The 13,498-nt window shown below is 41.4% G+C and carries 9 protein-coding genes; all 9 read right to left on the reverse strand.

Annotation, left to right across the window (positions count from 1 at the left end):
• Window positions 1-86: 86 nt before the first annotated feature.
• Complete coding sequence (mgrA, locus tag LI074_RS00080; protein ID WP_173697562.1) at window positions 87-1,082, reverse strand: L-glyceraldehyde 3-phosphate reductase; 996 nt, start codon at window positions 1,080-1,082, stop codon at window positions 87-89.
• A 231-nt stretch (window positions 1,083-1,313) separates the two neighbouring features.
• Complete coding sequence (locus tag LI074_RS00085; RefSeq protein WP_173697563.1) at window positions 1,314-4,496, reverse strand: glycoside hydrolase family 2 TIM barrel-domain containing protein; 3,183 nt, start codon at window positions 4,494-4,496, stop codon at window positions 1,314-1,316.
• A 397-nt stretch (window positions 4,497-4,893) separates the two neighbouring features.
• Window positions 4,894-5,199, reverse strand: a complete 306-nt coding sequence (locus LI074_RS00090) for a YerC/YecD family TrpR-related protein (protein WP_173697564.1) — start codon at window positions 5,197-5,199, stop codon at window positions 4,894-4,896.
• A gap of 237 nt (window positions 5,200-5,436) precedes the next feature.
• A complete protein-coding gene (locus LI074_RS00095; protein ID WP_173697565.1) occupies window positions 5,437-6,159 on the reverse strand; it encodes a phosphatase in 723 nt (240 codons plus the stop codon).
• A 479-nt stretch (window positions 6,160-6,638) separates the two neighbouring features.
• A complete protein-coding gene (gene mmsB / locus LI074_RS00100; RefSeq protein WP_025578094.1) occupies window positions 6,639-7,811 on the reverse strand; it encodes a multiple monosaccharide ABC transporter permease in 1,173 nt (390 codons plus the stop codon).
• Between the two features lie 5 nt (window positions 7,812-7,816).
• Window positions 7,817-9,355 carry a multiple monosaccharide ABC transporter ATP-binding protein gene (mmsA, locus tag LI074_RS00105; RefSeq protein ID WP_025578092.1) on the reverse strand — a complete coding sequence of 513 codons (1,539 nt, stop codon included), beginning with the start codon at window positions 9,353-9,355 and terminating at the stop codon, window positions 7,817-7,819.
• A gap of 143 nt (window positions 9,356-9,498) precedes the next feature.
• Window positions 9,499-10,515, reverse strand: coding sequence for a multiple monosaccharide ABC transporter substrate-binding protein (chvE, locus tag LI074_RS00110; protein ID WP_420314063.1), 1,017 nt, complete (start codon window positions 10,513-10,515; stop codon window positions 9,499-9,501).
• A 268-nt stretch (window positions 10,516-10,783) separates the two neighbouring features.
• Window positions 10,784-11,881 (reverse strand): sugar ABC transporter substrate-binding protein, encoded by a 1,098-nt coding sequence (locus LI074_RS00115; protein ID WP_020993603.1) that lies wholly within the window; start codon window positions 11,879-11,881, stop codon window positions 10,784-10,786.
• The gene (locus LI074_RS00120) at window positions 11,881-13,476 is read right to left on the reverse strand and encodes a helix-turn-helix domain-containing protein (RefSeq protein WP_173697566.1); all 1,596 of its coding nucleotides are present in this window, start codon (window positions 13,474-13,476) and stop codon (window positions 11,881-11,883) included. The genes LI074_RS00115 and LI074_RS00120 overlap by 1 nt, the downstream gene beginning before the upstream one ends.
• Window positions 13,477-13,498 lie beyond the last annotated feature (22 nt).

Raw genomic sequence — 13,498 nt, forward strand, 5'->3', positions numbered from 1 at the left:
CACTGATAATTCCAGAAAATAATGCAATTCAGATTATATTACTATTTCATATCATTTAAGTAAATACTCTGTCAAGCGGATATTTATTATAATGCCAGTGAACACTCATCAATCTTCTTTAATTCCTCTTCACTGAAGGATGCACTGTCCAGCACTTTCAGATTCTCAAGGATCTGCTGTGGACGGGATGCCCCGATAAGCACGCTGGTTACGATTCCGTCACGGAGAATCCATTTCAGTGCCATCTGAGCAAGACTTTCGCCTCTCTCTGCTGCAATTGCATTCAGACTGCGGATACTGTTAAGACGTTCCTCACTGAACTGGTCTGCATGGAGAAAACGTCCGTCTGTGTTGACACGGCTGTCTTTTGGGATTCCATTCAGGTATCGGTCTGTGAGCATTCCCTGCGCCAGAGGACTAAAAGAAATAATCCCCTTTCTCTTCTCTGTAGCAGCCTGCTTCAGACCATTTTTCTCAATCGTTCTGTTAAAAATATTATATGAATTCTGATTAATGATAAACGGACAGTGCAGTTCCTCCAGAATATCTGCGGCGCGTTTCATTGTCTCACCATCATAGTTGGAAATTCCAACATACAATGCCTTTCCGCTTCTGACAATCTGTGCCAGAGCCTCCATGGTCTCCTCAAGAGGAGTCTCCGGATCCATTCTGTGATGATAGAAAATATCTACATAATCCAGGCCAAGACGTTTCAGGCTCTGGTCAAGACTGGCGATCAGATACTTGCGGCTTCCCCAGTTTCCATAAGGTCCCGGCCACATATCATAGCCCGCCTTTGTGCTGACGATCAGCTCATCTCTGTATGCAGAAAATTCCTCTCTCAGGATTTTTCCAAAATTTTCCTCCGCACTTCCAGGCTGTGGGCCATAGTTGTTTGCAAGGTCAAAATGAGTGATTCCATTGTCAAATGCTGTGAAGCACATCTGCTTCATATTCTCATAAACACCGGTATCTCCGAAATTATGCCATAACCCCAGAGATAACTCCGGCAGCATCAGCCCACTGGCACCACAACGGTGGTATTTCATGGTTTCATAACGTTTTTCATCTGCCTGATACATAAAATAATTTCCCCTTCTCGTACAGTATGTCAAATCCGAATATTATTGTTACTATTCTCTATCTAAATAGCTCGTCTACGCAATTAACACAGTTATTTACGCAACAATGCATTTGATTTACTCTTTCTCTGTAATCATACATCCTGTTCCACTTATTTTCAACAAATATTATTAGCATTATTAAAAAGCCACTTTCTGACTGAAAATGGCTTTTTTAACAAATAAACTATATTAAATTCCTTTAAAGCTAAAGGAGAATTCCATCTTTCCATCTGTGTTTAACAGATATCCCTGATGGGTATATGCTCCCCAGCTGTCGTCACCGCCGATTCCCATCTGGCCTTTGGCTACGCGTACTACTGTGTAATGAATCTGTGGGAGTTCATATGGATGCATGGCATTTTCCATCTCATGTGGAGTGTATGGGAGTGCAGAGAACATCATTGATTCTCCATCCATTTCAAAGTACATTCCTCTGCCCTTGCGGTCTGTGACCTTCGCCCAACGTACTTCCTCTTTTGCTCCACATTCCTGCGGTACCATGTATCTTGCTATGTTGTCCACAACTTTATTCTGGTAAATGCCCAGTTTTGCACCTTTTTTGCGGTCTGCATAGGTTTCAGCTTCGCCCAGTCCATACCACTGAACATTGTCGTAATCTGCATTGAATTTGAAAATCACCCCAAATTCCGGCATATCACCAAGTTCTTTTACAGGATCATAAGTTAAAGTTGTCTTCACTTTTCCATCGCCGAATACTTCGTAGGTGAGCTGACACTCACTGGCTGGTGTGGTTGGCATCAGATAGGTAAATGTTACTTTTACAGAGTGGTCTGTTTCTTCTGCCTGTGGTAAATTGGATGGGCCATATGCACCTTTTCTGTATTCTTTGTGGCTTAAATACATGCTGGCAATTTTCCACTGTGCGTAGCGCATCTGCATAAGATTCCCACAGTCATTATCTGTTGGTGCACGCCAGAAGTTTGGTTTCGGGATTGCCTCGATCATCTCTTTGCCCGCATATTTGTAAGAAACCAGACCACCATTGAGGACGGAGAACATTACTTCAAAGTGCTCGCCGCGGACACCAATGTTGTGTGTGCTTCGGATGATCTGTGGCTTCTTTACAAACGCATCTGATACACATACATCTTTTTCCGCTGTAATCGCTGTTTCTGCTGAATCTGATTTTCCATCCGGAACATCCTCTTTCACCTGATATACATACTGTCCAAACGCGATCTCATGGCCTGCAGATGCCCACACTTTTTCCTCTTTCAGATGGAAGGAAACAGTGACTGTATATTCTCCGACTGCTTCAGCCTTTCCAAAAGGCAGTTTATATTCTTTCGTACTCAATGGCTCAACTGCTGTTTCCAGTGCTTCTGTACAAATCACTTTTCCATTCTTTGCAAGTGTTACCTTACAGTCAAAAGTATCTGTATTTACAAACAGATTCTTGTTAATCACTTTTACTGTATCTGCAGTTACTTCTGCAGTAATATTCTGGTAATTAAATTTCACTTCCTGCATCTTTGGAGATGGTTCTCTGTCACCGCCATATGCGATTCCGTTACCACTGAAATTATAGTCTGTAGGGCGTTCTCCGAAATCGCCGCCATATGCCTGGAACTCTTTGCCATAGCGGTCTTTCTTATAAATAGACTGGTCAATGTAATCCCAGATAAATCCACCCTGATATTTGGGCTCTGTATCTGTCAGATCAGTATATTTGTGCATGGCACCGCAGGAATTTCCCATGGCATGTGTATACTCACAGCAGATAAAAGGTTTGCTGTCATCCTTTGCCAGAAACTCTTTGATTGCTTCTACAGATGGATACATCTGGCTTTCCATATCACTGGTATCATTATAACTGCGATCATGGAAAAGTCCCTCATAATGTACCAGACGGGTAGAGTCATTCTTACGGAAAAGCTGAGACATTTCATAGATATCTTTTCCGCCAAAAGATTCATTTCCACAGGACCAGATCAGGATTGCCGGATGATTCTTGTCTCTCTGATACATGGAGTTGGCACGGTCAAGCATCATATCCAGCCATTCCGGTTTGTTGTGAGGAACAACATGAGTATAATCCTTTGTAAATTCCGCCACATCCCAGGAACCATGGGATTCCAGGTTTGTCTCATCGATCATATAAATACCATATTCATCACAAAGCTGATAGATCAGTGATGTATCCGGATAATGACAGGTACGGATGGCATTGATATTATTCTGCTTCATAATGCGAAGATCCTTGCGAAGTTCTTCCTCTGATACATGTCTGCCGCTGACAGAACTGAATTCATGACGATTTACGCCCTTAAACACGATACGCTTTCCGTTCAGAGTCATAATACCGTTCTTCATCTCAAAACGGCGGAATCCAACCTTCTGAGGAATTACTTCCTGAATATTTCCTGCTTCGTCATAAAGTTCAATTGTAAGATCATAAAGCTGCGGATCTTCTGCGCTCCATAATTTTGGATTATTGATTTTCCATGCAAAACTGTTCTGTACAGTCTTGCTGCTATTTGTTTTCTGAATATAAAATGGCTCTGCATTTGCTTCTTCATTTCCAGCTTCTGTAAGAGATTTTTTCTCTTCCAGCACACATTCTCCATCTTTCTCAAGTCTGAAAACAATGCTTCCCTTTCCCCATGTCTTTACCTTAATTTCAAGATCTGCTACATCCAGATTCTCTTCCGGGATTGCACGGATCTGGAGATCATATGCGTGGGTATCCGGAACTGTATAAAGATACACATCTCTGTAAATTCCGGAGAAACGGAAGAAGTCCTGATCTTCGCACCAACTGCTGGAGGTCCATTTGAATACCTGTGCTGCCAGCTTATTCTGTCCATCTTTAAGATAATCTGTCAGTTCAAATTCAGATGGGGTGAAAGAATCCTCACTGTAGCCAACAAAGGCTCCGTTCAGCCACAGTGCAAGTCCACTCTCTGCTCCCTGGAAAGAAATAAACAACCTCTTTCCCTTCATATGTTCCGGCACTGTAAAATATTTCACATAGCTTGCAACCGGATTAAATCTCTCAGGAATCTGACCCGGATAAATTTCCTCATGTCCTTCCCATGGATACTGGACATTGGCATACTGCGGTGCATCATACCCTTCCATCTGGATATGTGCAGGTACATGAATGTCATCCCAGTCATAACAGCAGTAGTCCTCTTTCTCAAATCCCTGAACTGTACTTTTGTAATTACGCGCATAATGAAACTTCCATAAACCGTTCAGACTGTAACGGAAAGAAGTTTCTGTCCCATCCTGCACAGCAGCCTGCATTTCATTCCCATCTCTATAATATACATGATCTGAATGAGCTTCCATTCGGTTATCGCAGAAATACTGTGGATCTTTTACCAGTGAATAATCAAATGCCTTCATACTCTTATGTTCTCCTCATGATTTGTTTTTTTATAACTTTTCTCTCTGCCTGCAATATTACATTTCGCCATGCATTTGTAAAATACTTCCAGCAAAATACTTTATATATGACTTTTTTCATAAAAATATCTTATACGATATTGCCAACAGCCAGTTATCTTTCATAAGCAAAATTATAACATTATACCAATCCGCATAGTTTGCATATTTGACTATATAATATTCATTTTCGACTTTTATAGATTGATCCTTCGCAGCATTTTCTCAGCCTGCACAACACTCTCCCAGAAGAGGAATAATCGGACTTCTCTTTTATCCGAAAACTCCCTATACAAAAAAGGCAGGTGATCTTCACCTGCCCCACAATAGCACTGCATTTATTCAGCCTTCCGCTATCTTATTCCCCTTTAGTTCCCTTCTCTGCCATTCTTGAAAAAACCATCTCATATCCGTCATTTCCATAATTCAATGAACGATTCACACGACTGATCGTTGCTGTGGAAGCTCCGGTTTTCTCCGAAATATCAAGATAGGTTCTCTTGTCCATCAGCATCTTGGCAACCTCAAAACGCTGTGATAAGGAAAGAAGTTCATTGATCGTGCATACATCCTCAAAAAACGTATAGCACTCTTCTTTATCCTTCAGGCATAAAATCGCTTCAAAAAGCTGATCTACAGCCTCTGTTCTGATTTTTTTACTCATTTTCATGCTCCTTTTAGAACTCTGTACTTCACTGGACGGACATTTGTCTTTAAAATGTCCGTGTTATATTTCTAACAGTGATATTTTACCACGTTAAATTATAGGAAGCAAGCCTTTAACCTAAAAGAAATTACAGATTTTTTTATTTTCTCACAAAAACATCTTTCGAAAAGTAAGGCAGATAAAATCATTCTCTTTGCGACACGGCTCTACACCAAATAACTGCTTCTCCGTTTATCAGAATTTACGATTCACATACTTCCTTATTGCATCCACAGACCGATTAAGAACCAGCTCTTCCGGAAAATCTAGTTTTTCCAGCAGATCTCTCGCCCGATCAAACTCCCCGATCAGAAGATCAAAATGAGCATCACTGTCCATCACCACCGGAACCTGATATTTCTTACACAGATTCAGCATCACAGTATCATTCTCCACAGCATTCTGCCGGTTACAGTCCGGATCCATAGAATGATTATTCAGTTCCAAAACCTTCCCATATTCCTTCGCACCCTGAACCAGTGCCTCATAATCGATTTCATATCTCCCATCATCCGGATGCCCGATAATATTTACATACGGATTCTTCATCACATTCAGATAGCTTTCTGTATTCTCCAGCTTAGATCCCGGCTTCATGCATGGCATATGCAGACTGGCGATCACCACATCCATCCTCTCCAACGTCCGCTGCACCAGATCCACAGTCCCCTGGGCATCCAGAATATTCACCTCAGACCCCAGAAGAAGCTGAATCCCATACATCTCCCTGGGCACAATTTTCAGATTCTCAAAATAATACTTATGACAGGTCCCCGGCATAGCAGGCGCATGCTCCGTAATCCCCAGAACCTCCAGTCCCTTATCTGCAGCCGCTTTCGCCATCTCCCTCAGAGAACAATATGCATGACCACTCACCAAAGTATGTGTATGCAGATCCAACACTGAATTATATCTCATAACAACCCACTCCTCACTTCGTACAATATTCCCCCTCATTATACGACCATCCTTCTACCTCCACAAGCAAATTTTCCGTCCACCCATTTTTATCGTCCATTTTTACTCAATCCAATACCCCAAAAATCGCCAGCAGCCAGCGCAGAAAAATAGTGTGTTTGATGTGCATTTGCAGGTATCTAAGATATTCTTAGGTCAAAAAAATCTGCGTTATGAGCCGGCTGCATCACTGTCTGAGCGGAGTCTGCGACGGAGCGAGTTTGAGAAGCCGGCTCATGCCTTTAGCAGATTTTCTTGGCCTTAGAATATCTTAGATGCCGAAACCGCACATCAAACACACTATTTTTCTGCGCGTCCCCTGTCAAGTCAAACAGATATTCGCAATTAAAGCAGGAGACTTACTTGATTCGGTAAAAAAACAGGGCCTGCACCCTGCAAGCCCTGCAAAAAATTTCCATTTAAGAATGAATATACAATTTTTATTTTACGATAAAAGATTTTCTCTTACTAACAACATCAAAGATAACCGCTGCCAGCAGAACCAGACCTTTAACAACCTTCTGCAGGTTCTGGTCAATACCCATGATACTCATACCTAAGTTCAGAACACCCATCAGCAATGCACCAATGATAACCCCCGGAACTGTACCGGTTCCGCCATAAGCAGAAGCACCACCAATAAAACAAGCACCGATAGCATCCATCTCAAAGTTTGTACCTGCCTGAGGATTGGCAGAATTCAGACGGGCCATAGTAACCATACCTGCAATAGCAGCCAGAAGACCCATATTCAGATAAGCAAGGAAATAAACCTTATTTGTATTAATACCGGAAAGCTTTGTAGCCTTCTCATTACCGCCAACTGCATAGAAATAACGTCCTGTAGTTGTCTTGGAAGCAATATATGTATAGATTGCAATAATCACAGCTACCCAGATCAAAGAATTCGGAATACCTTTATACTGAGCCAGACGGAACATAAAAGCAATAACAACTGCACAGATCAGAATCATCTTAACTGCAACGCCACCAAAAGCATCTACACTGTACCCTTTCTTCACACGATCTGCACGATTCTTCAGAACAAGCAACACATATACAATACAGACAATAATACCAACTACAAAACAGATAAGATTAAATCCCTCTTTCCCAAATGGATCCGGAATATAATTGTTAAACAGTGCCAGGTAAGAATCAGGCATTGGTGCCAGTGTCTGTCCCTGTAAAACTACGTTTGAAAGACCACGGAACGCAAGCATACCAGCCAGAGTTACAATAAACGGTGGGATTCTTACATATGCAATCCAGAATCCCTGCCATGCACCGATGGCAATACCTGTAAGCAACATAACCAGCATTGTAAGATATGGGTTCATACTGTTGAGAACCATCATCTTACCGCCAACTGCTGCTACAAAACATACAACAGAACCAACAGAAAGGTCAATATTACCACCAGTCAGAATACAGAACAACATACCTGTTGCAAGGATAAATACATACGCATTCTGGGCTACAAGGTTATTCACATTCTGAGGAAGAAGCATAACCCCCTTTGTATTTACAGCAAACATGATGACTACCAGAACAAGAACAAGCACCATGGTATATTTCTTTAATATCTCTGAAAAACTAATCTTTTTTTCCATCTTTTTTACGCTCCTTTTCCTGATTTTACGATCTTGGACATAATCAGTTCTGATGTGGCCTCTTCTTTGCCGACCTCACCTACGAACTTGCCCTCATTCATGATATAGATTCTGTCTGACATTCCAAGTACTTCCGGAAGTTCAGAAGAAATCATGATAACAGATTTTCCTGCTGCTACCAGATCGTTAATAATACAGTAAATTTCGTATTTCGCACCTACGTCAATACCACGGGTAGGCTCATCCAGGATCAGAATATCCGGTTCTGTAAACATCCATTTTGCAAGAAGGACTTTCTGCTGGTTACCACCACTTAAGTTGCCTACATTCTGCTCGACAGACGGACATTTTGTTTTCAACTTCTTTCTGTAATCCTCTGCCACCGCATATTCTTTATCTGCGTCAATAACCTTTCCATTACTGACTCCCTTCATATTTGCAAGAGAAGTATTCATCTTAATGGATTTGGAAAGTATCAGACCATTTCCTTTTCTGTCCTCTGTAACATAAGCAAGCTTGTTATCGATTGCTTCCTGTACAGTATTCAGCTTCACTTCTTTTCCGTTCATGAATACCTGACCGGAAATCTTAGTTCCATAACTTTTTCCAAAAATACTCATTGCAAGCTCTGTACGTCCTGCACCCATAAGTCCGGAGATACCTACTACTTCTCCCTTATGCACCTTAAATGATACATTATCTACTACTTTTCGCTCTGAGTACAGCGGATGATAGACATTCCAGTTCTTAACCTCCATGGAAACATCCCCGATCTTTACATCCGGACGTTTCGGGAATCGATCTGTCATCTCACGACCTACCATACCCTGAATAATACGCTGCTCGGAAAAGTCATCTTTCTTCTTATCCAAAGTCTCGATAGTAGATCCATCACGGATAACTGTAATCTTATCCGCAACATAGGAAATTTCATTTAGTTTATGGGAAATGATAATAGATGTCATTCCCTGTTTTTTGAACTTCAGAAGCAATTCCAGCAGAGCCTGAGAATCATCCTCATTTAAAGATGCTGTCGGCTCGTCCAGGATCAGAAGCTTGGCATTTTTTGCCAGTGCCTTGGCGATTTCTACCAGCTGCTGTTTACCTACACCAATATCCTTAATCAAAGTTCTGGAGGATTCTTCAAGTCCTACTATTTTCAGATATTTATCTGCTTCTCCGTAAGTTTCATTCCAGTTAATAGATAATGAACTTCCTCTTTCATTGCCCAGATACATATTTTCACCGATCGTCATATATGGGATCAGCGCCAGTTCCTGGTGAATGATTACAATTCCTTTTTCTTCACTGTCTTTAATTGTATTGAATTTACAGATTTCACCGTTATAAATAATATTACCATCGTATGTTCCATACGGATAAATACCACTTAATACATTCATCAGGGTAGATTTACCGGCTCCATTTTCACCGACCAGAGCGTGGATCTCGCCCTCTTCCACCTGAAGATTAACGTTATCCAGTGCTTTTACACCTGGGAAAGTTTTGGTAATATTTTTCATTTCCAGAAGTATCTTAGCCAATTTTGTTTCCCTCCCTTTTATAAATCATGCCTGCGACGGGCAGCCCTATAGCAATCCCAGGAAATACTGAATTACATTATTTTCTGGGATTGCTATAGATTAACACAGGCGGGTGGTATTCCCGCCTGTATGATCAATTTTTATTACTGAATCTGATCTTCTGTATAGTATCCGGAATCGATCAGCATTTCTTTGTAATTGTCAACAGTGACAACAACCGGATCGCAAAGGTATGTCGGGATAACACCTGTGCCGTTATCATAGGATTCTGTATCATTAACTTCCGGTTCTTCACCTTTCATGATGGAATCAACCATTCCAACAACTGCTGTTGCAAGAGCACGTGTATCCTTGAATACGGACATAGCCTGTTTTCCTGCTACAAGGTTCTTAACATTTGGTGTATCACAGTCCTGACCTGTGATGATCGGATATTCTCCTGTATAGGAAGCTGCAAGAGCATTTTCTACGCCAAGTGCTGTAGAGTCATTGGAGCAGAGAACTGCATCAAGATTTGAACCGTCTGAGTAGTTACCTGCGATAATTGTATCCATTCTGTCCTGAGCCTTTGCACTGTCCCAGTTAGCAGTTGCAACCTGCTCAAATTCTGTCTGTCCGGATTTAACTACCAGCTTACCTTCATCAATATATTTCTGAAGTACATCCATTGCTCCACCGAAGAAGAAGTTACAGTTATTGTCACCAGGATCACCTGTGAACAGCTCAATATTAAACGGTCCGTCCTGATTGTCGAGATCAAGTGCATCTACTAAATATTCGCCCTGTTTCTGACCTACCTTGTAATTATCAAATGTTGCATAATAAGTAACTGCATCTGAGTTCATAAGCAGACGGTCATAAGAAATAACCGGGATTCCTGCTTCTTTAGCCTGTTTCAGTGGCTCACCAAGACTGCTTCCGTCGATAGATGCCACAACCAGAAGATCACATCCGTTTGCAACCTGATTCTCAAGCTGTGAAACCTGTGTGCTTACATCGTTAGATGCATACTGAAGGTCTACTTCATAGCCGGCTGCTTCCAGCTCTTTCTTCATGTTCTCGCCATCCTGATTCCATCTCTGAAGATCTTTTGTAGGCATTGTAACACCGATCAGTTTCTTGTCATCCGCTTTAACAGCTACTCCCGGGATAACTACCATTCCAGCTACCATTGATGCACAAAGAATTGCAGATACGACTTTCTTTCTCATTGTAAAAATCCTCCATTTCTTTTTACGTTTCTCACGTTTTCTTGATAACGTTACTATAGCACAGGGCAATCTGGACATGGTTGGCAAGAAACAAGACATTTTAAGAAAAACAAAAAATGCCCTGCACAGGACAGGACATTTTTGTTGCAAGATAATGCTATATACTGATTTACTCTTACCTCTGTAAAAGCAGCCGGATAATCTCTGAATATTTTATTTAACTGTAATCCGCATTCAGATAAACTTCATCTCTGCGGTGGAAACCTCCTTCAATGATCACCTTATCTATATTCTCTTTTGTCACTGCAGTTGGTTCAAGGATGCAGGAAGGAATCTCATAAGTTCCGTCATTTACTGTTTCTGTCACATCTTCCAGTTCTGCAACTCCCTTTCCACTACCCATTTCCACTGCATATTTCGCTGCTTTTCTTGCCAGATCTTCAATTGGTTTAAAAGCAGTCATATACTGTGTTCCTTCTACTATTCTCTGACAGGCTGCAAGATCTCCATCCTGACCTACGACAACCACATTTCCGGCAAGCTGATTCTCTGCCAGTACCTGTACGACCTGACTGGCAATGTCATCATTTCCGCACATAATTCCCTTAACATGAGGATATTTTTCCAGGGCTTCCTCCACATATCCGGCAGCCAGTTCTGCTGTCCAGCCATCACAGTTAGCTTCATAAACCACATGCAGATCTGTGTCTGCAAGCATATCATCAAACCCCTGTTTCACCATCTGGACATTATTATCTGAAGAGGATCCCTGTATCATAAAGACATCTCCTCCCTGAGGAAGTGCATTGACAAGTGCCTGTGCCATGATCTCACCCACCTTACGGTTATCAAAGGAAATGTACAAATCTGTATTGGCATTATTGACCATTCTGTCATAGGAAATAACCGGAATTCCCGCACTCTGTGCCTTCTGTATGGCATCTGAAAGTGCTCCACAGTCTCTTGCGATCACAACGATCACATCCACCTGCTTATTTATAAAGTATTCAATCTGACTGATCTGCTCTTTGACATCTGCACCTGCATCCTGCACATTTACCTCTGCTCCCAGTTCTCTGGCAGTCGCCACAAATACATCTCTGTCGCGGATCCATCTTTCTATAACAAAAGAATCCACTGTAAGTCCGATCTGAACCTTATCCTCTTCCTTATTCTCTTCTGCTGTTTCTTCATTCTTATTCTGTTTTTGTTCTGAAGAGGAACCACATCCTGTCAGCAGTATCATCCCTGTACAAAATGCCAGTATTCCAAGCAGCAGCTTTCCGCAATTCTTTTTTGTCTTATATAATTTCATCAGCTTAACCTCTCTCTGAACTCACTAGGCGTAACTCCTTCATACTTCTTGAAAATCCTGCTGAAGTAATTGGGATCACTGTATCCTGACTGTGCACATATTTCCTTAATGGAAAGTCTGGAATCCTGCAGAAGTTCTCTGGCATTTTTCAGACGTATTTCTGTAAGATATTCAATAAAGTTCTTACCTGTTTCCTGTTTAAAAAGTTTACTGAAATAATACGGACTAATATCTACCTCTCTTGAAACATCATCCAGAGAAATATCCCTGCGGAAATTTTCATTGATATATTCCTTTGCTCTGTCAATAATACTGCCAGCTTCTTTTTCCTTGGAATTCTCCAGTTTCGTACAGATTTCTCTCGTCTTATCCAGAAACCACTTCTTCAGATTTTCTATATCCGTACAGGACTGAAGCTCCCGGATATAGCTTCTCCTGCTGTTAACATTATATTTCAAAGTTCCTGCAAAGAATGCCCTGCGTTCCGCATTCATCACCATCTCCAGGATTTTAATCTCAATGTCTTCTCTTGTGACGGCCTGCTGACTGTGCATCCATTCAAAAAATCCCTCTGCGCAGTTCATCGCTCCCGCAGCATCCTTCTCAAGGATCCTCTTCTGATATCTGATTTCCAAGTCTCTTGGATATTCCCCGTCATATTTCTGTGCCGCCGGTACATCCTCGATATGCACTACATGACTGATGCTCTCTCTCAGTGCGACCACCGCTTCCTTAAAAGATTCCTTCACGCTTCCAAGTTCTTTGACTCTTCCGATTCCACAGCGGAACATACTGTCGATCCGGTTTTCAAATTTATGTACCATATTTCTGGCTCTTGTGACAATTGCAACTCTGTCTTCGTAATCTTCTTTCGCATTTTCATAAGGAACAAGCAGTACGATCCTGTTTCCCATAATAGGACCTACAAGGCATTCAAAGAATCCCTGTGCGATTTCACGAAAAGTAGAATAAAATTTGTTTGCCTTTACACTTGCACCTACTGCATTACTGAGCACCCCATTTTCCATAGAATCTCCAAATTCTATGACCATCATATAACCGTATTTCTGACGGATATCAAGAAGCTGTGTATAATTATCCTGATAAGTAACAAAATCATCCTGCAGAAGAATATTATTGATATATCCACTCTCAATCATAGGTACCACTGTCTCCAGTTTCTCTCTGATCAGGAGATCATCGCTTCTCTTCTGCCGTATCTGATCTACCTTTGTCATCATCTTCGCGCAGGTTTCCAGAATTACTTTCTTATTTACAGGCTTTGTGAGAAACTCCTGAACTCCCAGGTTCACTGCTTCTTTTGCATAATTAAACTTATCATATGCAGTTATGATCACAAAAACTGCTGAGCTGTTAAATTTCTGAATTTCCCTGATTGCCTGGATTCCGCTTATTCCCGGCATCTGGATATCCATAAAACAGATATCCGGCGGATATGCCTGTGCCATCTCCACCACAACTCTGCCTGACTTTGCACAGTGGATTTCACATTCATTTCCATATTCAGTTTCAATAATTTTCTTTAATGATTCCAGCATGATACCTTCATCATCTGCCAACAAAATTCTATACATCTTCTCTCACTCCCATAACACT

Origin of the sequence: Blautia sp. MSK18_10 (assembly GCF_020553185.1) — a bacterium.
GTDB classification, from domain to species: Bacteria; Bacillota; Clostridia; order Lachnospirales; family Lachnospiraceae; genus Blautia_A; species Blautia_A wexlerae.